At 57.7% G+C, this 21,066-nt stretch carries 16 protein-coding genes and 3 pseudogenes; 12 read left to right on the top strand and 7 right to left on the bottom strand.

The annotated features are described in order from the left end of the window. Window positions 1–107 precede the first annotated feature (107 nt). Window positions 108–1,460, top strand: coding sequence for a chloride channel protein (locus ACZLIB_RS21850; protein ID WP_478468727.1), 1,353 nt, complete (start codon window positions 108–110; stop codon window positions 1,458–1,460). Between the two features lie 276 nt (window positions 1,461–1,736). Here ACZLIB_RS21850 and ACZLIB_RS21845 read toward each other — a convergent pair whose 3' ends face one another. Continuing rightward, window positions 1,737–2,219, bottom strand: coding sequence for an SMI1/KNR4 family protein (locus tag ACZLIB_RS21845; protein ID WP_478468726.1), 483 nt, complete (start codon window positions 2,217–2,219; stop codon window positions 1,737–1,739). 113 nt (window positions 2,220–2,332) lie between these two features. Here ACZLIB_RS21845 and ACZLIB_RS21840 point away from each other — a divergent pair, with 113 nt between their 5' ends. From ACZLIB_RS21840 to ACZLIB_RS21820, 5 genes and pseudogenes are all read left to right on the top strand, one after another. After that, complete coding sequence (locus ACZLIB_RS21840) at window positions 2,333–3,502, top strand: L-dopachrome tautomerase-related protein (RefSeq protein WP_478468725.1); 1,170 nt, start codon at window positions 2,333–2,335, stop codon at window positions 3,500–3,502. 96 nt (window positions 3,503–3,598) lie between these two features. Then, a pseudogene (locus ACZLIB_RS21835) lies at window positions 3,599–3,859 on the top strand (double zinc ribbon domain-containing protein); the annotation flags it as partial. A gap of 232 nt (window positions 3,860–4,091) precedes the next feature. Beyond that, entirely contained in the window at window positions 4,092–4,562 is a 471-nt protein-coding gene (locus ACZLIB_RS21830; protein WP_478468724.1) for an NIF family HAD-type phosphatase, read from the top strand. 282 nt (window positions 4,563–4,844) lie between these two features. Beyond that, on the top strand, window positions 4,845–5,645 hold the full coding sequence (locus ACZLIB_RS21825) for a hypothetical protein (RefSeq protein ID WP_478468723.1): 801 nt from the start codon (window positions 4,845–4,847) through the stop codon (window positions 5,643–5,645). Window positions 5,646–6,017: 372 nt separating this feature from the next. Further along, window positions 6,018–7,277: a HEPN domain-containing protein gene (locus ACZLIB_RS21820; RefSeq protein WP_197650779.1), complete on the top strand. Its 1,260-nt coding sequence runs from the start codon at window positions 6,018–6,020 to the stop codon at window positions 7,275–7,277. A 1,003-nt stretch (window positions 7,278–8,280) separates the two neighbouring features. Here ACZLIB_RS21820 and ACZLIB_RS21815 read toward each other — a convergent pair. Beyond that, window positions 8,281–8,883, bottom strand: coding sequence for a hypothetical protein (locus tag ACZLIB_RS21815; protein ID WP_197650781.1), 603 nt, complete (start codon window positions 8,881–8,883; stop codon window positions 8,281–8,283). 336 nt (window positions 8,884–9,219) lie between these two features. Here ACZLIB_RS21815 and ACZLIB_RS21810 point away from each other — a divergent pair, with 336 nt between their 5' ends. The 6 genes and pseudogenes from ACZLIB_RS21810 (at window position 9,220) to ACZLIB_RS21785 (ending at window position 14,664) form a co-directional block, all read left to right on the top strand. Next, window positions 9,220–9,630, top strand: coding sequence for a hypothetical protein (locus ACZLIB_RS21810; protein ID WP_478468722.1), 411 nt, complete (start codon window positions 9,220–9,222; stop codon window positions 9,628–9,630). After that, window positions 9,609–10,769, top strand: a complete 1,161-nt coding sequence (locus tag ACZLIB_RS21805) for a ComEC/Rec2 family competence protein (protein ID WP_478468721.1) — start codon at window positions 9,609–9,611, stop codon at window positions 10,767–10,769. The genes ACZLIB_RS21810 and ACZLIB_RS21805 overlap by 22 nt, the downstream gene beginning before the upstream one ends. Then, the gene (locus ACZLIB_RS21800) at window positions 10,766–13,006 is read left to right on the top strand and encodes a ThiF family adenylyltransferase (protein WP_478468720.1); all 2,241 of its coding nucleotides are present in this window, start codon (window positions 10,766–10,768) and stop codon (window positions 13,004–13,006) included. The genes ACZLIB_RS21805 and ACZLIB_RS21800 overlap by 4 nt, the downstream gene beginning before the upstream one ends. A gap of 47 nt (window positions 13,007–13,053) precedes the next feature. Further along, the gene (locus ACZLIB_RS21795; RefSeq protein ID WP_197650785.1) at window positions 13,054–14,055 is read left to right on the top strand and encodes a patatin-like phospholipase family protein; all 1,002 of its coding nucleotides are present in this window, start codon (window positions 13,054–13,056) and stop codon (window positions 14,053–14,055) included. Window positions 14,056–14,111: 56 nt separating this feature from the next. Beyond that, a pseudogene (locus ACZLIB_RS21790) lies at window positions 14,112–14,237 on the top strand (integrase core domain-containing protein); the annotation flags it as partial. A gap of 133 nt (window positions 14,238–14,370) precedes the next feature. Then, entirely contained in the window at window positions 14,371–14,664 is a 294-nt protein-coding gene (locus ACZLIB_RS21785; protein WP_197650786.1) for a helix-turn-helix domain-containing protein, read from the top strand. 161 nt (window positions 14,665–14,825) lie between these two features. Here ACZLIB_RS21785 and ACZLIB_RS21780 read toward each other — a convergent pair whose 3' ends face one another. The 5 genes and pseudogenes from ACZLIB_RS21780 to ACZLIB_RS21760 form a co-directional block, all read right to left on the bottom strand. Beyond that, complete coding sequence (locus ACZLIB_RS21780) at window positions 14,826–15,803, bottom strand: hypothetical protein (protein ID WP_478468719.1); 978 nt, start codon at window positions 15,801–15,803, stop codon at window positions 14,826–14,828. A 62-nt stretch (window positions 15,804–15,865) separates the two neighbouring features. Then, entirely contained in the window at window positions 15,866–16,363 is a 498-nt protein-coding gene (locus tag ACZLIB_RS21775; RefSeq protein WP_478469967.1) for a hypothetical protein, read from the bottom strand. 339 nt (window positions 16,364–16,702) lie between these two features. Then, window positions 16,703–17,158 (bottom strand): annotated as a pseudogene (locus ACZLIB_RS21770) (TniQ family protein); the annotation flags it as partial. Between the two features lie 3 nt (window positions 17,159–17,161). Continuing rightward, window positions 17,162–18,277: an AAA family ATPase gene (locus ACZLIB_RS21765; RefSeq protein WP_478468718.1), complete on the bottom strand. Its 1,116-nt coding sequence runs from the start codon at window positions 18,275–18,277 to the stop codon at window positions 17,162–17,164. Continuing rightward, entirely contained in the window at window positions 18,277–20,811 is a 2,535-nt protein-coding gene (locus tag ACZLIB_RS21760; protein ID WP_478468717.1) for a hypothetical protein, read from the bottom strand. Before ACZLIB_RS21760 ends, ACZLIB_RS21765 begins: the two co-directional genes overlap by 1 nt. Window positions 20,812–21,066: the final 255 nt, after the last annotated feature.

Below are 21,066 nucleotides of genomic sequence, written 5' to 3'. Positions count from 1 at the left end.
TTTCGGGTGCGTTTCCGGCAGTACCAGTGCATTTCACCGCATCCTGCAAGGCCTTCAGCCACAGTGGCCGCTGTCCGCCTTCCTCCGCAGCGTCCAGACTGCCTTGCATGACCGATCTCCATCGCCTCCGCGGCCGCATCACCGCGCTGGTTCTCAGCGAGGCCTGGCGCCGCCGTGCCGCGCTCTGGGGCGGCGCCGTGGCCGTGGCACTGGTGGCCATCCTGTTCGCCAAGGCCAGCGACGCGGCGTTTCACCTGTTCCAGCGCATCACCTCGCACTCGCCGTGGTGGGCCCTGCTGCTGACGCCGGGCGTCTTCGCGCTGCTGGCCTGGCTCACTTCCGGTGTGCTGAAACCCACGCGGGGCAGCGGTATTCCGCAGGTCATCGCCGCGTTGGACAAGCCGGATGAGTTGTTTCGCAGGACCAATCTTTCGCCTGCGGTCTCGGCCGGCAAGCTGTTGCTGACCTCGTTGTCGCTGCTTGGCGGCGCGTCGGTCGGGCGCGAGGGCCCGACGGTGCATGTGGGCGCCAGCCTGATGTACCTGTTCGGCCGCTGGTTCGGCTTCAAGGACCCGCGCGAGCTCTCGCACTTCCTGCTGGCCGGTGGCGCGGCCGGCATCGCTGCGGCATTCAACACACCGCTGGCGGGTATCGTCTTCGCCATCGAAGAGCTCAGCGGCCGCTTCGAACATCGGTTTTCCGGCACCTTGCTGACCGCAGTGATCGTCGGTGGCGTGGTGTCGCTGGGCCTGCTGGGCAACTACACCTACTTCGGCCATGTGAGCGCACGCCTGCCGCTGGGCCAGGGCTGGCTGGCGATCCTGCTGTGCGGCGTGGTGGCGGGCTTGCTGGGAGGCCTGTTCGCGCGTGCGGTGCTGGCCAGTGCGGCGGGCCGCCCGCGCTGGCTGGGCCAGCTGCGCCAGCGGCATCCCGTGCTGTTGGCCGCAGGCTGCGGCCTGGTGGTGGTACTGCTCGCCCTGGTCTTCGGTGAAGGCGCGTTCGGCACCGGCTACGAGCAGGCGCGCAGTCTGGTGCAGGGGCAGGCGATGGTCGGTCACGAGTTCGGGTTGATGAAGCTGCTGGCGAATCTGGCGTCCTACGTGGCGGGCATCCCCGGTGGCCTGTTCTCGCCGGCGCTGGCGGTCGGTGCCGGCCTTGGGCACAACCTCGCGGTGCTGATGCCGGGTGTGGATCCGCGTGCGTTTGTGCTGTTGGGCATGTGCGCCTATCTGACCGGCGTCACCCAGGCACCGCTGACTTCGGCGGTGATCTCGCTGGAGCTGACCGATAGTGGTGATCTGCTGCTGCCGATCCTGGCCACGGTCCTGATCGCGCGCGGCGTGTCTGGGTTGGTGTGCCGCGTGCCGATCTATCGTGGTCTGGCGGAGGTGTTGATGATGCCTGCATCTGCGCATGCAGACGCCGTGGATCGCGGTCGGGACACCAGCGCAGCGCCTTGAGCCTCTTCCGATCTGCTGCTGCGCTTCATCGCGCCGGAGCGATGCACGATCAGGGCGCGCTGGCCAATAGCGTCAGTCGCCGCGAGCGTTGTCGACAGGTATCGCCCAGCATTGACGATCAGCATGTGGAGTATTTTCGTAGATTTCACATACACCAATTTCCTAACTTTGCGCTTTATCAATGGCACGACTACCACTCGCAGCAATCGGATTGGTTGTTTCCAGTGCAGGGCCTACGTCTTCCGCACCTATTAAATTAAAGTGCAACGCTAACAATCAGCCCGCCGCACGCCGCTCAACTAGAGAATTAATGTACTTCAGCTGTTCCAGGATAAAGTCAGAAAAGCTTGATGCCAGCACATCTACCCCATCCAATTCGGAACTAACCTCTACAACTTGCCAATTATTTTTTGCGTCGAAAGCATATAAAACATCGCTAGAGTTTCCGCCGAATACGTAGATACATTCATGGCCCTCAATTTCCCGGCCGAATATAGTCGAATATTTCTCCGGACCATCATCAAGATGAAATGCCGCGTCTAACTCCCCGAAACCAAACTCGGTGAGAAATTCCAGGTAGTCAGCTGGAGCCTGCTGGCGATGTGACTCATCAACATTGCATAACATCGCCCTCGTGTCTGTTATGCGGTATCCGTAATTTCCTTCATAGTCCTCTGAGGAGGTCAATGTATCAATCAACGATTTTAGCTCTTCTTTATTTTTCATAATAATTTTCGAAATATTTTTCCTTCCTTCCATCTTCACTCCTGCAGTGAAGCTGATTTCCCCTTGCGCCGTCTACCTGATGCCAGGTGCGCCGCTGAAGATGCACCCACGCCGGGGCTGCACCCGGACCTGCATCGAGAGCAACCATGATCAACTGCCGTATCCGCCGCCTGGCGGCTGCCGTGCTGGCCCTGGCCAGTTCCCCCGCGCTGGCGCTGGCAGGAACGCCTGTGCTGCCCAGCGATCGCAGCATCGGCATCATCGAGCCGGTGGCGCGTTTCGAGGGCGCCATGCCCACCAGCGTGGCGGTGTCCGAGACCGGGAGGATCTTTGTCAACTTCCCGCGCTGGGGCGATGAGGTGCCTTACAGCGTGGCCGAATGGCGCGACGGCCGCGCCGTGCCCTATCCGGATGCGCACATCAACCGCAAGGACGGTCCCGATCCGGCGGCCCACTTCATCAGCGTGCAGAGTGTGGTGGCCGATGGCCAGGGTCGGTTGTGGGTGCTGGACCCCGCCGCGCCCGGGTTCTCTGCACCACAGGCCGGCGGCGCCAAGCTGGTGGCGATCGATCTGGCCACCAATACCGTGGCCAGAACGCTGGTGTTCCCGGCCAACGTCATCGACGCGCGCACCTACGTCAACGATGTGCGCTTCGATTTCCGTGTCGGTCGCGAGGGCGTGGCCTACGTGACCGACTCGTCGCTGAGCGGCATCGGCGGCATCATCGTGATCGACCTCGCTACCGGCGCCGCGTCCAAGCGCCTGATCGGTCATGTGTCCACATCGGCGGATCCGGCATTCGTACCGATCGTGGAAGGACAACAGATGCGGCTGCGTAACGCGGATGGTTCCACGCAGCCGTTCACCGTGGCTGCCGATGGCATTGCGTTGTCGCCGGATGGCGCGACGCTGTTCTATACCCCGTTGTCCAGTCGCCATCTGTACAGCGTGCCCACCGCCTTGCTGCGCGACCCCAAGGTAAGTGAGGCGGCGCTGGCTGCGGCCGTGGTCGACCTCGGCGACAAGGGCGCGTCCGATGGTATGGAGATGGACGCCAACGGCCGGCTGTATGCGGGCGACTACGAGCACAACGCCATCCATGCCCGCGATGCCCAGGGGCGCTGGACGACTGTGGTGCACGACCCGCGCATCCTGTGGCCGGATACCTTGTCGATGGGGCCGGGTGGCTACCTGTACTTCACCGCCAACCAGCTGCATCGGCAGGCCGGATTCAATGGCGGCGTGGATCGCCGGCAGACGCCGTACATGGTGTATCGCACTCGGGTGGATGCGAAGCCTGCGGCAACGCGGTGAAGTGATCAGGGCAGAATGTGGGCGATGAAAATGCCTACGGGTCGTTGAGGGCGCCCCCGATGGCAACGCGCTGACGGCGGCGACATGCTGAAGTGCATGTCTGCCTTCTTCAACCCAGTCCGCCACGTGCAGGCCGCACTTCGTGTGCTGCTACCGCTCCGCTGCCTGGTCTGCAACGACCCGGGCCACGATGGACTCGATCTCTGCGATGCCTGCCTGGCCGGACTGCCCTGGGCCGGCCGCGCCTGCCTGCGCTGCGCATTGCCGCTGCCCGACAACGCCCTGATCGTCTGCGGCAGCTGCCGCGAGGAGGTACCGCCACAGGCCGCCACGCATGCCAGCCTGCTGTACCTGCCTGTGCGCCGCCAAAATGATTGGCAGGAAAAAATCGCAATGTCTGGCGTTCCGTACGCAACCACTGCCTGTTAGCCTGACCTGTGATTCGCCACGGTGTCATTGGCTTCAGATGGCTCGGGCTTCGGTGGCAAATGCTCGACGGATCGGAATCACTCAGACATGTATCGCGATCGGACCTGTCGCCACGATCCTGCAGACAGAGTGATGTACCCTGAGAATAAATAGGTGGCACATGAGACCGACCATCTTGGCACTGGACCTTGAGGGCACCCTCATTTCCAATGCGATCAGCCAGATACCAAGGCCTGGACTCTACCGGTTCCTTGAGGAGATCCATGCGCGGTTTGACCGTCTGGTGATGTTCACGACGGTCCCAGAGCAACGTTTTCGTAGCATCGCTACGCTACTAGTCAGGGAGGGTTGCGCGCCCGAGTGGTTCGCAGATCTGGAATACATCATCTGGTCCGGTCAAACCAAGGACTTGCGACTTGCCTCGCCGACTCTGGGCGATACCCTTTTGCTCGACGACTACGGCCCCTACGTTCACTCTGGCCAGGAACATCTCTGGATTCAGGTTCCTCTATTCGGATATCCATATCCTGAAGGCGATGACGGCCTCCATAGTGCGCTCCGAAGCCTACTGGAAGTCGTTGAGGATGGTCGTTGCACCGATCAGGCTGTGCGCAGACCGCAGCAGATCTAACTTGGCATAACTGGGTAGGCTAATGCGTCGGGCCAGGCGGAAGCGGTACTCAGAGCATGCGCTGAGTCACAACGGGTGAGCACTTCCGAGCCAGGAGACATGTTTGGGCCGTCGCCAAAAATGGGTATCCATCTCCTATCCACAGACGACGCGGCAATGTTCTAGCCCGCGCTGGACTGATGATCATGAACGCCGCCGAGACCCGATATCTCCACCAGGTGTATTCTGAGGCACTGGTGTGATGTAGCGCCCTCCCTCCGACCTTGTCCTAAGAGCAAAGAGATGGAAACTTTCGCTCCACCGCTTACTTCAGAATGCTGCTTGTGTGGATCGAAGGACGCGCTTTCCGGTGAGCACAAGATCAAGGCATCCGCTCTCAGAGCCGTGTTTGGCAAGCAGGGAATGGTGATCGCCAAACACGGTGGCCCTTATCGCTTCGCACAAAGTCCAAGCTCCAAAGCGCTCCATTTCTCCGCCCGTGTCTGCGAAGTTTGCAACAACTCAAGGACTCAGCCGGCCGATCTGGCATTCGACCAGTTCAACGCGCGAGCTCTAGAGCTTATGGCGCTCGGCTCGAATCCTGCCGATGTCTTTAAAGATCCACGATTCATACAAGACGGACCTCTGTATCTGGACGTTTTCAGATACTTTGCGAAGCTGATGTGCTGTCATCTTGCGGAGATGAGCGCGCCATCATTTGAAGATGTTGCAGGCTTTGCCATCGGAGCGAATGACGACAACTTCATCCTTTTGACGGTTGATGCGGATGTCGCATTTGAGCGGCTGCGAATTCATCTCCCCGAGATGCCGTACGCCGCCCACGGTGGACTTGCTATCACAGGAGATCGGGACTCGCTCGCGCCGGCGTCCTTCTACTCGACTCTTACCATAGGGCCTGTTCGTTATCGCTACCAAGTTAGGCTCAACGAGATCGGTCAAGCGCGGCTCATGATTGAGCACCCGGCGTTCTACGACTGGTGCGCACGCCGGGTCGAGGATGCAATCAAGAATCCGATGAGTGACGAGGACAGTGAACTGCTTGGTCTTGCAGTCAATACTCCTGATCATTCAGACCCAGAGTAGCCCCCACGTTCGCCGAGCGAGCGACGGCGCCACTTTGCGGCCGAGGAGTCCTCTCTCTGGCCGAGCGATCTCTCCGGCGCATCAATGCGCACCGCTGGGTAGCCAGCTTAGATGCTGTGGTGCGCAGCCATCAGGCAGAAGACCACCTTAGGAAGAGCGAACGGTCACCTGCAGCTGCTAGTGACTTTGCTTCAAATGGGGAGTCGCCGCCGACCATCTCCCTTGCCATCTCCTGGAGCGGCATCGCAAAAGCACGGAGACGCTATAGTGGAGGTCTAAGAACTCATCCGCACCATCTGACCACACGGACGCGTAGCCAACATGTCACTGAGTACAATGCCTGGAATCGACATAGGTGCGGTTGAGCGGGTCATGAGATCCGTTCTGCCCCAGTTGAAGGCGCTGCAAAAGAGAGATGAGTTGGATGAGGATGAGAAAGCCAAGCTCATCTACGCGAACCAGAAATTGTGGAATGCCTTCTATAAATCGGAGTACACACGTAGTCACATAGGTTGGGAACACGCGCTCGAATTAGTCTATGCAGTGCTGAATTCTGGCGATCTCGACGATGCCCGTTCGTTTGCAACGCGGCTTGATGCTGCACTGAAACAAACGGCGCAGCATCTCGACTACATTGCCGTCGTCCCTCTGGGGTTCTTTCAGCCAATGGCTTTCGCCTCGAAGAGGCAGAGGGCATTTTTTCGTCCATTCCAAGTTGGTCCATTCACACTGGTGCCACCTGCAGTCACAAGCGCGGCGCTAAACAAGCGCATCCAGGTCTTTGACTCCAAAGCTGTACCGGACGACTTGTTCGAACATCAGCAACGGCAGACTGACCAAGCACTGAGCAGCACTCCTTTGTTGTTCCTGCCAACCCATGGCTCGTCGGATTCCCTGCGTCACCAGACACGTGCATCTGCTCGCCGAGTGATCGGGTTGATTGAATTGCTTGGTCGAGTTTTTGGCGTAAAGAAGCCAGCGCTGGGGAAGGAAGTCACACCAAACTACTTGTTCCTGATCAACAAGCGTACGGGGTGGCTTGATCGGGTTATGACAATGCGCCCGTTGACTGTGTCCATTTCGCTAGAGAGAAAGCTTGTTCAGGTAATGAGGCGTCCGGACGTACCAATTGCCCTCAAGCTGCTCTCCTCGGGTGAGGAGAAAACCTTGAATGCACAGCTTAGGAATGCGCTGGAATTCTTTGGTCGAGCCGTGAACGAGAAAGATAGCGTGGCGCGATTCATTTTCTTTGTCATATCAATGGAGGCAATCTTCTCTCGCGATAAGCACGCACCCATCAAGGTTACACTGGCTGACTACGCGTCACTACTTTGCTTCAAGGGCAAGGACCGGAGGCGCGTCCATGTGGATCTTGGAAATATCTACGATGCTCGATCAAGCATTGTGCATACCGGTGCAACTAGCGTTGAACGTTCGCTTCTGATAAAAGCCGAAGCGTTAGCGGCAAGAGCGTTGTACTGCAGTTTGATGCTTGCCGTTCATCTCGATAATGGTCAAGGGGATCTTCAGAAGAAGTTCTTCGATTTGCTCAAGGGTATGAAGATCGGTGTCGAACTCAATCCAATTAGGCTGCCCGCTTGGCATGGCTATGGCCCGGATGTAGACGAATAGTTGAAACGTCGAAGTGTGAGTAGCCGAGCGTCATGACGCTCTCTTGCTAGGTTGAACCTCGCGATGGCACACACCGCCTGGATCTGGTGCGTGCACCTGTCAGGCCGCTGGGGTGTGATGATTAGATGCCCTCGAGGTGCGTTTGCCCACGCCCCCGAGTTCGATCCTTTTGCGCCACATACTGGCTGAATTTCCGGGCGCCAATCATTGTGATTTTGCGAGCTGTCGATAGAAGTGCTTCCATCTAGCGCTACCATTCGAACAGTCCAACATGTCTGACGTCGATGCACCAAGGGTCCAGCAGCCGGCCAGCGGACCTTGAAGTAGCTGTTCTTAGGGTCTACAGAAAGATCGCAGTGGCATGGGCACTGACTGAGGAGGAACAGTGTCAGATCCTCGCTGTGCCTGCTCTGCCTGTGCCCGAAGATCTGAAAGGACCGGCCGGCCCAGATCTCCTGCTTCGCATTGGCATCATTATCTCGATCTACCGAAGCCTGCATACCATCTTTGCAAACCCAGCACAGGCGGACGCATGGATTCACCGTGCGAACCTCAATCCGCTCTTTGGAGGAGACCCTGCGATCAGGCTAATGGGCTCACCCGCTGCCTCCGCCATAGGAGCTTATGCCCACCTTGCTCCTTAGGCGGACGGCTGTCTATCGCGTGAGCCTAGTGGTACGCACGGGTGTGAGCCCTCTGGTACGGGTCCAGGGGACTCTTGGTGAAGCAAGGGGGACTCGGTCTGACTGTTCCCGGCGACGTCTCCGTCACCGGCTTCGATGACATCCCGGCAGCTGCAACTGACACCCTTTCCCTGACGACCCTGCGCTAGGACATGCGGGAACAGGCCAAGTGGGCCTTCCAGTCGTTGCAAGCGAGAATGCGCGGTGACAAATGAGCGGCACGGAAGATCGTAATCCCCGTGGAGCTGGTACACCGCCGATCTGTACGCCCTCTAAGCTAGGCCAACTGTAGTCAGGCTCTCGGCGCAGCGAATTGGGTTTCAGCCATTGGCATCCGCCTTGAGCCGTGAGAGCCAGCTCTTGAGCTCCGCAGGGTTGCTAAAAGGATATCGCTGAACAGGGACGTCGGCACTTGCCTTCGCTATCCGATATGCGCCCCGCCTGAGTCCGTCATATCCGTACGCGGAGTTCGATGCCTCTGCTAGCGCAGACATCCAGTTGATGATGTGTATGACGTCCTTCTCCAGCTGAGCAGACTGAATTCCTTGGCCAGTCTGTTGTCCGTGCATGATCTTGTTGCGATAGATCTTTATTCGCTTGATCTCTTTCCACAGGGGAGCATGCGAAGAACCTAGTAGCTTCGGTATCGGCGTTACGCCAAGCGCTTTGATTCCAGAAATGAAGGTCTCTGGATTCAAGTTCCTGTTAGCGACAAACGCCTCGATAACCGCGTCCAGAGTCTTCTCAGTGATCGCGGGATGCTGAAAAACGAAGAAGCTGAAGAGCCGCCGTAGTTGCTTTTCGTACTTCACCCAGCTCACTACCAACGCGTCTACCCTGCGAGTACTGCCATTGCACTGCCAGAGTGCCTCAACCGTACTGAACTCTTCTTTGAGTGCTGGTGGAACTATCAGCTTGCGCATAATTCTCCTTGGGCAGGATATCCGATAGGCCGATCCCCGGGCCCGGTTGCTTGGCTTGCGTTGCGAGCTGAATCGAGAGGTCGTCCAACTGGCGCAGCCCGATCTTAGGGCGACGAATTCCCGCTAACAACACTGGCACGTGGCTCGACTAGCGCCTGCGCCTCTCCAATCAAGCAGACAGCTAGAGCTTTAGCCCTAAATCGCTCATATCACAGTCGGACTCAACCATCCGTCATTTCCGGGGGTTGGGCGGACAACCAAGGTGAGGGAGTGGTTTTGAAGAGATTTCAGATTGGAGCGTCCCGTACGCTGAGCAAGCGCGTGCTGGGACTTTCGATGGCTATTGCTCTGGGACTGCCGTTGGCTGTTGCGGCAGAGCCAGCGGCCACTGATGGTGCCTTGGCAGACAGCCGGGCACATGAGCTGGTTGCGCGGATGACCCAGGACGAGAAGATCCAGATGGGATCGTGTCTCACTCGGGATACCTCTCCTTCAAACAAGCCGACGAACGATTCAATGGCCTGTTATGTGATTGATTTTAAAGGGCCCAGGCCCTCCTTCCAGAACAAGAAAGAAGTTTCCGCTCGCCCCCTTGAAAAAGTTGATGTGCATCACAAAATTGACAGTTGGCTGAACAAGAACAGCCGGCTGCAGGCGGTCTCATTGCTCGAGACGGCAGAGCGGCAATCTGAGATTGATGGACCAACCTTCAGGGGGATGTCGAGATGGCGACCAAGCACGAAGTGATTTTCTACCCGGTTGGTAACGGGGACACGACGCAGATCATTCTTGATAATGGAAAACGAATTCTCTTCGACTTCCGTCACAAACAGTGCGCGGAAGAAGAGTCGACACCAGAGATTGATCTGAAAGCAACTCTCAAGAAAGACCTTGCCGACGCAGGCAAGGAAAGTTTCGATGTCGTTGCATTCACCCACGCAGACAACGATCACATCGAGGGAAGCGCTGACTTCTTCTGGCTTGAGCATGCAAAGATCTATCACGGCGAGGGTCGGATCAAGATCGACCAGCTCTGGGTCCCTGCAGCGATGCTCGTGGAGAAGGCTACCCAAGAACAGCTGAGCGAAGAGTTCGTGCTTCTGAGGCAAGAGGCGCGCCACCGTCTTCTCGAAGGCGAAGGTATTCTGGTCTTCTCCAAGCCACCCGAATTGATGGAGTGGCTGGAGCCCAAGCTGAAGGCTCGTGATGAAGCATCGACGGCCCGGGATCACCTGTTTGTCGATGCTGGCACTATCGTTCCGGGTTTTACCTTGCAAGAAGACAACGTGGAGTTCTTCTGCCACTCGCCCTTTATCGACCATTGCGAAGACGGCGACATCATCAGAAACTCGGCAGCCTTGGTGTTCAACGTGAGGCTCCAGGCAGACGGCCGCACCTACGACTACCTGGAAGTTGGTGATGCCGACTACCGCGACCTGGAGAGAATTGTCGACATTACGAAGTACCACGGCAATGAAGACCGCCTTGCCTGGGATCTCTTCAACATTCCCCATCACTGCAGCTACAAGGCGCTTGGGAAAGAGAAGGGAGACAAGGACACTGTTCCCTCCGAGAAGGTCGCTGAGCTTCTCATGAAGGGGAAGAAGGACTCGTACATCGTAGCCTGCTGCATACCGCTGCCCGACATCAAAGAGTCCTACGAGCGGGTCCAACCACCCCACATCCAAGCCCGCAGGACCTACGAGTCCTATCTTGAGAAGGTTGGTGGACGATCCTTCCTCGTAACTATGGAAGAGCCCAACGCGAACAAGCCTAAGCCGATTGTCTTTGAGGTGGCTGCCGCAGGCGTCACCTGGACGAAAGCAGCGTCGTCATTTGGCTCTGCGGCTATCGTTGCCTCCCGCCCTGCCAGGGCAGGAACATGAGCTCGGAGTACTTTGCGCATACATTGACTGCTCTCGACGAGCTAGCGGCAGTCACACCGCGTACAAGCGCGATGATCGCCGCTGTCAATGCTCACCGTGACTTCAAACTCATCGAGGTGATGCGTAGCGCCAAGGTAGATGAGCTGGACACCGTCTACCTAATGGTGGACGTCGAATGCCATGGCGTGCCAACCCACAATGAATACGGGCTCCGCTTTCGGGAGCGCATGCTCATACATGTGCCTCAGGACGATGCGAAGGCAACGGTCGTTTGGTCCATGCGGAAGGACTTTCCGAGGCTTGCACACCAGAACAGCGTAACGTCGCAGGGCCCAGCTCAGCTCTGCTTGTATTTCGAGCCGCCCTCGGTTGTCGCCCGCACCTGGACTCCTTCGTCATTTCTCGCTCGGATCCAGTGGTGGATGGAGAAGAATGCTAAGGGCGAGCTGCATCTGGCCGATCAGCCTTTGGACATGCTGTTCTTTGAGTCTCGGAATGAACTGCTGATCCCCTGGGATCTTGATCAACTGGCGGCAAGGGGAAAGCTCAGCGTCATCGCTGCAGCAGCGCGCAAGAGCGATGGCTGGACACTGCGCATCGTTGATCAACTGCCTGCCAACAAATCTCTCCACGCTACTCTGGTCAAGGTAGATCTTGAGCCTATTGAAAGCGGGATGATTGAATGGGATCCGCATACTCTCGGACAGCTGAATGAACTCTTGGCACGGCGAGGAGCGGACCTGGTTCCGCTTGTAACAGCGGCTATCCAGGCAGCTACGCCTTCATGCGGACTCACTCGCCAGGATGAGGTTCCGAGCACGCTTGTGCTGCTCTCTGTTCCCATCAAGCGTGCGTCGACCGGCGAGGTAGAAGGAATCACCTATCGCGCCTTCTTCCTTGATGGTGGGACACTGAAGATCGGCACTATGCTCGGTGCCCTTATTCCGCATGACGGTCGATACTTCAGCTCAGTTGGTGTTGTTGGAAATCAGCCGCAGGAAGGATGGGAGTCTATCGGGCTTGATCCAGTCACCGTTCTTTGGGAGAACAGCCCTGAACGTGCACGAAGCCAGTCGGGCTTCAGCGATGCGGGGCCGCAAGGCGTGTTGATCGGCGTTGGATCTTTGGGAAGTGCTCTGCTGGACCTATGGGTTCGATCTGGCTGGGGTCGGTGGACTGTAGTGGATAAGGATCATGTCCGACCGCACAATCTGTCACGCCACACTGCATTCAATAGACAGATTGGGCTACCCAAGGTTCTGGCAGTCTCCGCAAATGCCAGGGAGGTCACGCGCAACGGTTCGGCTGTGACTCCTCTCGAGGAAGACGTCCTTACCAGCACCTTGCCGGAGCTGGAGCAGGCCCTTCGGAGTGCAGACCTAGTCGTAGATGCAACTGCGGACCTGAGCTACCCGCGGGCGTCAGCAGTCGTGGATGATCGATCACGGCATGTGAGCGTGTTCGTAACTCCCAACGGTCGGTCGGGAGTTATGATGCTTGAGGACGTCGCCAAGGAGCGGTGCCTGCGTACGATTGAAGCTCAGTACTACCGCGCCATCATCAATTCCGATTGGGGAAGAGTCCATCTTGAGGGCCATCGCGGAGCGTTCTGGAGCGGAGCATCGTGCCGTGACATCTCAATGGTCCTACCGTACTCCAGTGTGATGATTCATGCCTGTCAGTTTGCCGAGAGCATCCCAGCCCATATTGCCGACCCCCAGGCTGCCGCGTTGATCTGGCAGCGAGATGTGAGTGGCCAAACGGAAGCGATAGAGGTCCCACTGTTTGATAGGCGGATACACCAGGCAACTAATGGCCTCAGCATCTACATGGATGAAGGCCTACACGAACACCTGCATGCTCTGCGCACAACGAGTCTTCCCAACGAGACGGGCGGTATCCTCCTCGGCTACCACGACTTCACGCAGAACCTCCTCGTCGTTGTAGATGCGCTGTCGGCGCCAACTGACAGTAAGGGTACGCCCGCTTCGTTCGAGCGCGGTGTTGCAGGAATGCCAGAGGCCGTTGCAGAGGCACAGAACCGCACTGCTGGAATCGTTGGATACGTTGGAGAGTGGCACAGCCACCCAGACGGCTGTCCGCCAGAGCCAAGCCGAGCTGATCTTGTGCAGCTGGTCGAGCTCGCTATGGGAATGCACGAAGAAGGCCTTCCGGTAATCCAAGTCATCGTTGGGAGCCATGACATTCGTGTTGTCCAGGCGGAGGTTCAGCCTTGAAAGATCGCCAGATCGATCTAGTGCTTTCCGGTGGAGGGATCAGAGCAATGACCTTCCACTTGGGGGTCATGCGGGCGCTGGCAAATGCTGGTTGTTTGGAGTCAGTGTCTAGGATATCCAGCGTGTCGGGAGGGAGCCTTGTCACCGGACTCGTGCTGCATCGCTCTGGCATGAAATGGCCGACTTCAGAGCGATTTCTGGGAGAGATCTACCCGGCACTCCGCGATGAGCTCACTTCACGCAGTCTCCAGTGGGATGCCCTCCGCGAACTGTCGAGCATCTCGAATCTCCGCTTCTTATTAAGCCGCTCAAATCTCTTGGCCGCTGCCCTGCGGCGTCGGTGGGGCATTGAGAACAAGCTTAGCGATCTTCCCGCGACACCTGATTGGTCAATCAACGGGACCAACGCTGAGAACGGACGCCGCTTCCGGTTCAAGCGTGCAAACTTGGGAGACTACCTCACGGGTTACGCAGCGACGGGCAACTTCCCCCTGGCCAGCGCAATGGCTGTCTCGGCCGCCTTCCCAGGCGGCTTTGGTCCGCTTCGCCTCAGGGCGGACAAATTCAGGTGGAAGCGTCGAGCGAGCTGGAGCGGTCCTGCACACGAAACCGTAGACTCCCAGCCAGGCTCTGTGATCCATCTCTACGACGGTGGCGTATACGACAACCTTGGACTCGAGCCCTTCTTTGATGCGGGTAGTGGAGAGCCGAAGGAGCCGAACGGCCACTTCATCCTGGTGTCAGATGCAGGAAAGCCCTTGGATATGGGCTTTAGCAAATACTCTCTGAATCCATTCCGGATCAGGCGCGTGGCCGACATCATGTCTGACCAGTCACACGCCCTAAGGGTTCGTACCTTTCACCACTACCTTTCTAAGGGTCCTAATAGGGGAGCAATGATCTACATCGGTAGTCCTGCCGGTATGGACTCTGCAGATCAGGAAGAGGCAAGGTTCGTAGCCACGTTCCCCACAAGCCTCATCAAGCTGACCGAAGCCGACTTCGACAGAATTGCGATCCACGGAGAAAGGCTGACTCGCTTGCCATAACGGAATCCAAGGCATTCATTTCGCAAGCATAGAGCCACGGAGCTGTGCAAGTGCCCACCGAGATCGAGCGATGGCGCCGAGAATACAACGAAGAACGCCCCAAGGACGCCATCGGCGGCATGACACCGGCCGCCTACGCGAAACATCTGGTCAACATCGATATCATCAACCCCGGACTCTAAACCCGACCAATACTCACGGCGGGGGAGGGGGCGTCGGCGGCACCCAGCGTCATCTTCTTGGATGGGTCATAGATTGCGCGCTTTTCCGCGCACTTCGACTAGATTCCGCACTAGTGAGCAGAATTGCGCGCAAATGAAGCACACGCCTATCCAGTCACCAGAAGAGATAACTGAGGCTCTCGGGCAGCGAATCAAGGAGCGCCGCCTCAGAATCAACATCTCACAAGCCGACCTAGCCGACAAAGCGGGGATCTCCCGCAGAGCCTTGGTGCAACTTGAAGGAGGACAAGGATCGACTGTGCGCACCCTGATCTGTGTGCTCAAAGCTCTCGGCTTGGAGCATCAGCTGAACTCGATTGCCAGCCTCCCGACAGTCAGCCCTATGGCAATGCTCAAAGCCACGCGGTTGCGCAAACGGGCCAGCTGAGGGCGGAGCAGCTGCGCTGGCCGGCCCAAGCTCTTTGCCAAGCATCTTGCTGCACTGCTTCCGGCCCGCACGCGCTGAAACCTGTAGGCTACCGTTTCGGTGGTGGTGCGCTGGAGGACAGTCCAAGCTGGGTTCCGATCAGCTTTGAACGGGTATGTCATCTACCATCTTTCGCTGATGATCTGCCGCAGTCGGCCAAGTTCGGCTAGCGTGGCGTGACGGCGCCTGCAGAGATAGAGCGAGATGGGGTCAACTTGAGTGGAATGCGGACTCAGCCTTGCTGGGCAGCGGTTCCAGATCTCAACTTCGGCGAATGAATCGGCTTCGTCAGGTGACAGATTTCTTCTTGTTGACCTCAGAAGACGTTGGTGTACTGCGAGATGACGCGGATGCTCGTCCTGGCCGCACTCCCTCCAAGGGAGTGCGGCCTCACTCGCGATGCGCATCTGTCCGAGGCGCGCCACGGAGCGCGTGCGGACACGCAGAACATCGATAATCGGAGTCGACAACACCGGCTCTACTCTCGCCCAAGTGACGCTGCACTCATCCATCTCGACATGAGACCTTGCTCCGAAGCGATCCACTGCGCCAATTCCGGCAATAACTATCTCTTGGCTGACACAACTGAGCTGCTTCAGCGGAATTGCGAGTTGGGCTAACGTCCCGGAAATCTCATAGCGGCACTTACCGCTGTTGAGCGCATGGGTAAGCACGGCCTGTGTTGCGACCGATAGCTTGGCACCGGGTCGGGTGTCGGGGGGTCTTTCGGCAGTATTGACGTTCAGATCTGGAATGAAGATCTCTCGATCTATGATGATGTAGGACAGCCCAGCGGACATCAGCGCCAGCCTCTCCGTCGCCACAAGGTTCTCAGCGGAAACGGTCACTATGTCGTACAGCCCTGATGTACGGTAGGCCAAGTGCCTGGCTACTATCCAATCCAGCTTGTACCCGCCACGCGAGCAGGCCAGAAGTAGGCGCATTCCGCGCATTTCAAGCTCAAGAAAGCTGAAGCTCTTGCTGAGGATCTCGTCCTGATCCAATAGCTCGGTTGATGGCTTGGAAACTTCACTAATTTCACCGAGCTTGGCAAGTACCGAGAAGGCGCGCTTCGAGATGCTGCCTGGAAGGTGGGGCATGGTTACCACTCCATTGAGCCGGATCGGAGGAAGGAAGAGACAGTAGGCTCAGGCTCAGCAGTCTAAGGAGCTCGGGCAGCGCGCCTCCGCCTACATTGGCTAAGCAGCGTACGGGCTGAGCCATGGCTCATGTCGAGCTCGTCCTCCAGCATGCTCCGCACTTCTCCTTCGGTGAGATACGGAAGCTTTCCTTCCGCGTCAAGACGCTCTATGAGCGCCATGCCCGTCTCTCGCCGCAGCAGCATCTGCGCCTGTCGCCTAATTTTTCCTATGTAGCGCTGAGCGAGGTTCGGGAACTCAAGTCGGAAGGAGAAGCTGCGCAGGCGAAATAGTGTGGAGATCTCAGCGAGCGTTGGAATGCGGATTCCATCGGGGGAGGCAAGTCCCCTCTCCATTAGGGAGCGAACGTCGTCGATGATTTCGTCGTAGCTCCGTCCTTCGAAGGGAATCTCTTTACCTGGGCAAGCCAGAACCAGTCCAAAGGATGCCTTCGCAGCAAGCTCAGGTTCAATCGCAAGCTGCGAGATCGAGACCTGGTGTCGCATGGAGATCTCGATCAAGTTGCTCAAAGTAGAGGAGTTTTTCACTCCGCGAGACACTACTTTGTCCTTCACTTTGCGCCTATCAAGTCGGTGTAAACGGGCACACATCGCGTCCAACGTACGATAGAAGCGAGGGACAACATCGGGGGCGACGCTTAGGATGTCTCCGGAGGCGATGGCGGCAACCAGCTCTAGGCACTCTTTCTCTCCGTAATGGGGAAGCAAATCCGGCTGAATGAGAGTCTCACTGCCAACGAGCGACGCATCGCATGAGTAGCAATGGGAAAGGCCGAGCCTCATGTTGTGGTACCTCTGAGACTGGAAACAGGATGGACAGCTGGCGCGGAGCCGCACCCGATGGAATGGACATCTCTCGATATAGCTGATGCTCCAGATCAGCCGGTCATGTGCATCGATATGGTGCCTGGCATCTTCCAACAAGCACATCTCGCACCAAGTGCGCAGACGCGCGATGTTCTTTGTTCCAGCACGCACGCTCCGGCTCGTCCTTGGGAGGTATGACGGAAGTGCGAACAACGTGAGCCTGCTGAGGTCGGTTCTGCCAAGTCCCCGTTCCAGGAGATACGAAACTCCCCTTACCCATTGACCTGTGCCATTGAGCCCATTGCCCGTGTAGAGCCTGGACTCGCCGTCGGCGGCGGCACCTGGATTGAAGGCGCCCCGCAGCGCTCGTAGGAGCTGCGAGCTGCCATATCCGTGAAGAATCGCCACTCGTGAGTAGAAAGACGAGAGCGACTCGGTCTCCACAGTTCCAAATGATATGGGTTGGACAGGTAGCAAGAAGGTGCTCATCAATCAGCCTCCTGGAACTCGTGCAGGCTTTCGCTGGAATGGACGACTACCGGCGCGTCGCTTCTTAAGTGCTGGGCTGGTGCTGCTCTTCGTGCCCTCAGTGCGCTCTGAGGAGCGGCCGCCTTCTCGGTTCGAGTCGATGTGAGGTGCTCCGGGCGTGATCACATCGGAAACCTGAGCAAGGGCGGCCTTGCCAAGCTCGATGTCCTTCGCGATAGTGGACCATTCGGCCTGCACCGGCTTGACGGCGCGAATCATCTTAGTGGTGATGCTTTCGTTACAGGCGGCTGCGTACGCAACCACCTGCTGGAGACGTTTGTCCAGAACACCAATGCATCCATGGCATTGGATGTAGAGTTCGCGACTGCAGGCTCTCAGTGCGCCACTCTCGCCGATGCCATGGGGGTTGGCCTTCTCGATAGCTTTGATGATGCTCTGCCACGCGCCATAGTCGGCCTCGCCCTCGTAAGGGGCCAGATGGACAATCGTGACTCTCGCGGCCAGGTGTGCTCTGTGGGCTAGCAGTGGACCAAGTAGCTCATATCCCCCGGTGAGCACGAGGTTCTGTCCAGGCCCTGACAGTACTTTCAGGGCCTCCAAAAGCGTGGCCCCGAACTCCTCGTTCTTCGTGCGTGCAATGCTCTGTGCGTCATCCAGCAGTACGAATTCGATCCTGCTGATGGAGAACAGGTTCCTGAGCAGCTTTAGGTGGTCGGCCTCAGTCTTGGATCCAGCACTTCCGCGATGGCGCGACTGCTCTAGCTTCACCGGATCGTAAAGAGGATGGCGAGCATCACCGAGAAGCATCTGAATCACGTACTTCGGCGTTACGCGAGAATCATTAGAAGGCAGGACGAAAGCGCCAATGATGGGAGTTGACTCTGGCTTTGCCGCTTTGAAGACAACCTCTCGGAGATGCTTGGCTAGCCTCAGGAGAAGAAGAGACTTCCCGCTGTTTGACGGGCCAATGATCGCAATGATGTTTCCTCCGCCGATGTTCTCGCAAAATGTTCTAAGGAACACCTCTGTCGCTATGAAGTTGCGATGCCCGACCACTCCGATGAGTCTTGGCGTGATGCGATCAAGATCGCGCTCGAATGACGTTGGCTCTGCTGTCATCAGACACCTGTCGCAGGATCCACAGGTGCTGGCTGGACGTCATCCCAGCCATCGTCCACACACAGGCTGGATGTGCAGGTCGGAGGAGGCTCTTCACTGTCGACCAAGCCTTGACTGGACTGTTCCGCGAGCTCGGAACTCTTGCCTGTCATTACAGAGCCTTCAGTGGGAACGAAGTCATCAGCCCGCGCCGCCTGATCGTATGCTCTCTGCTCCAGCTCTATCGCCCTGTGCATTGGATGTATCCCTCTTTCCGACGAGGGCCTGGTGGCGAATGGTGCAGTTCCGGAGAGAAGTTCGTCGCTGATGCCTGTGCGAAGACTGTGCTTCCGACAGACTGCCCTGTGCCAAGCTTTATCGAGATAGAAGTAGATGACATTGCCGTCACTCTCTGGGTCCAGTCGAGGTGAGAGGTTAGCAACCGCGATGGATTTCGAGATAAGGACCGTCGAGGTGAAGTGGCGCTGATCCCAGCGGATGGCGCCCCGAGGGTTGGTGTAGCCGCGGATTTCAATGAAGGGTGAAGTGGTAATGAAGAAATGCAGATCCTTCTTGACCGGAACACCCTGTTCTCCATAGATCTTCTCTAGGTGATGGCGCGTGTCGATGAGGCTTGGCGCACCTTCCCACGCAGTGCCCTGGTTGATCATGTCTATTGCCAAGGAGACTTTCTTGAGAACTCGGCTACGCAGTTGCTTACTCCTGGCCTCAGGGCTATGGCTAGCAGATACGGCGCGGCTGCTCTTTACGTCTACCTTGAAGCCTGTTGCTCCACGAATGGCCGCTTCCTGAACTAGGTTATGTCTACGCTCAACCTGACTCCCACTTTTCGGGTGTGCGGCTCCTCGCTGGAGGAAGTTGATCTTGAGATCCCAAAGGGATAACTGGAAGGCATCGCTGCGGAAGTCGCTACCGCCATCGGAGTAGATCGTCCTAGGAAGCCGTCCATGCCTGCGGACGCAATCGCGCAGGAGTAGAGCGTTTGTAGTCGAACTTGGCGGTGAGAACAGAATTATCCATGCGAGTACTTCCTCATTCACTTGGTCAACTAGCATGCTGAGGATCGCGTCGCCCTTCACCTCGCAGGCCACGGGCAAAGTGCAGTGATCTACTTGGGCGATCTGGAATGGCATGACGGCAAGTGGAGCTTGTTTCTCAGTGGCCACACGCCCCGCGTCCGCATTGGCAGCTCGTTTACCTCCAGCCCTAAGTGCGTCGATCCTGTTGTGATCGCGTAAGTGCCATAGCCGGTTGTAGGACGCCTTGGACATTGGATGAAGCCCATGCGGCCCTGCGCTCATGCGATCCACTGTCACGCAGTAGCTCGCATAGGACTTCTCAATCGTCACCCCATTCCCTGACGATCGATCAGACGCTATCTGGCAAACTGCGATGTCAAGATTGGCATCCGTAATCGAGCGGGGGCGGCCGGCGTTCTCTGATCTTGGCGCGAGTCCTGCTAGTCCATGATCTCTATAGCTCGCGCGCCAGCGCTGAATAGTTCGTTCGCTAACCTCAGCTGATCCGGGAAACAGGGCCAAGGCCTGTCCATTGATGACGGCAAGCCGGAATCCAATTTTCTCAAGGTATCGCGGGCTGAACAGCTGCTCGGCCTCGCCGAGGCCTCTCTGCAGCACGTGATCCCTCTGCTCGATCGCAATGCCAATCTTTGTAGCCCGGTCAAGGGTTGAGCAGATTGTGGAGGAGTCGGGTTCCCACAGACAGCACCGGGAGAGATCCACGTATACCTTCTGCAGCAGAATGGCCTGGAGTACCGGCAGTCCGCTCGCCAGACCGCAATGGTTCATTACCCCTTCAATGGACACCGGCTGCCTGCGATGAACCGCACGTTGCACTGCTTTGATCGCCGCCTGATCGGCATCGGTGATGGGGTGGGGGACGGGTTCCAACAGAGAGAGGTTACGGGCGAGAATCCAGGGGATTGTCTCAGTCGGAACAACTTCGTGGTCGATACCGATGGATCCGAAGTGGTCTTCGGCGGGGCCGAAGGAAAATCTTCCATCGCGGAACGTCCAAAGGTCTGGACGACGTTGGTGGTTTTTCAGGAGTGCCTGTAAGGGCTTAACTTCAATCGCGACCACTCTGTCAGACATGACCAATAGGTAGTCTGGCGTATACCTACGTGGCTGTCGGCGACCAATTGAGTCGGCGTAGGTCACCGCGACAGTGCTGGGCTGATCCAAGAGGATCAACGTAGACGGATTGCAGGACACGATCTCCGCAAAGGCCATCTCACCATCTGACTCGGTCTGAACACGCGCTTCAGAGTCCTCTGAGAGAAAGCTCCCCTGGACGTAGCCATGGCGTTCGCCAATTCGGTTTGTTCCGTGCGAGTTTCCGACCTTTCTGGCCGGGGGGAGGAGGATGGCCGAGATCAGATACTCGATCCCAGGAGGAGTCACACCAAGAGATTTTGCGTGGCGCTCAACTTCCTCTTGTGGCAATGGGGCAATGTGGCGTTCACGCGTGCGGGGCGTGAAAGCCGGGGTCCACACCAGCAGATCGGAGCGCACCAAGTCTTCCGGTTGTACTGAGGGTGTCGTTCCTTCGCCCTCCCCGGCTTGATCGGCTTGTCGCGGTACATTTGACTTGCCCATTTTCTAGGCGCAAAGCAAAGCCGTCCCGCCTTGACGGGCACCCAAGAAGATCCTATCTTGAGCTCGTCTAGCCTCCAAAGCAGACAAGCCCAGTCGTAGGCGAAGCCCGTGCCCCTAAGCACGGGCTTTGCTTTTCAGGTTTGGCCTAATTCAGTGCGCAGCCTCCTGTGT

Source organism: Stenotrophomonas sp. 220_Sma (genome assembly GCF_056487375.1).
Note: the sequence above shows the minus strand (reverse complement) of the source record. Positions and strands in the feature narration are given on the sequence as shown.

Excerpts from the sequence above, each read along its gene's own strand:
- ACZLIB_RS21850 (WP_478468727.1), top strand. The coding sequence starts at position 108 with ATGACCGATCTCCATCGCCTCCGCGGCCGCATCACCGCGCTGGTTCTC.
- ACZLIB_RS21845 (WP_478468726.1), bottom strand. The coding sequence starts at position 2,219 with ATGGAAGGAAGGAAAAATATTTCGAAAATTATTATGAAAAATAAAGAA.
- ACZLIB_RS21840 (WP_478468725.1), top strand. The coding sequence starts at position 2,333 with ATGATCAACTGCCGTATCCGCCGCCTGGCGGCTGCCGTGCTGGCCCTG.
- ACZLIB_RS21830 (WP_478468724.1), top strand. The coding sequence starts at position 4,092 with ATGAGACCGACCATCTTGGCACTGGACCTTGAGGGCACCCTCATTTCC.
- ACZLIB_RS21825 (WP_478468723.1), top strand. The coding sequence starts at position 4,845 with ATGGAAACTTTCGCTCCACCGCTTACTTCAGAATGCTGCTTGTGTGGA.
- ACZLIB_RS21820 (WP_197650779.1), top strand. The coding sequence starts at position 6,018 with ATGAGATCCGTTCTGCCCCAGTTGAAGGCGCTGCAAAAGAGAGATGAG.
- ACZLIB_RS21815 (WP_197650781.1), bottom strand. The coding sequence starts at position 8,883 with ATGCGCAAGCTGATAGTTCCACCAGCACTCAAAGAAGAGTTCAGTACG.
- ACZLIB_RS21810 (WP_478468722.1), top strand. The coding sequence starts at position 9,220 with ATGGCTATTGCTCTGGGACTGCCGTTGGCTGTTGCGGCAGAGCCAGCG.
- ACZLIB_RS21805 (WP_478468721.1), top strand. The coding sequence starts at position 9,609 with ATGGCGACCAAGCACGAAGTGATTTTCTACCCGGTTGGTAACGGGGAC.
- ACZLIB_RS21800 (WP_478468720.1), top strand. The coding sequence starts at position 10,766 with ATGAGCTCGGAGTACTTTGCGCATACATTGACTGCTCTCGACGAGCTA.
- ACZLIB_RS21795 (WP_197650785.1), top strand. The coding sequence starts at position 13,054 with ATGACCTTCCACTTGGGGGTCATGCGGGCGCTGGCAAATGCTGGTTGT.
- ACZLIB_RS21785 (WP_197650786.1), top strand. The coding sequence starts at position 14,371 with ATGAAGCACACGCCTATCCAGTCACCAGAAGAGATAACTGAGGCTCTC.
- ACZLIB_RS21780 (WP_478468719.1), bottom strand. The coding sequence starts at position 15,803 with ATGCCCCACCTTCCAGGCAGCATCTCGAAGCGCGCCTTCTCGGTACTT.
- ACZLIB_RS21765 (WP_478468718.1), bottom strand. The coding sequence starts at position 18,277 with ATGACAGCAGAGCCAACGTCATTCGAGCGCGATCTTGATCGCATCACG.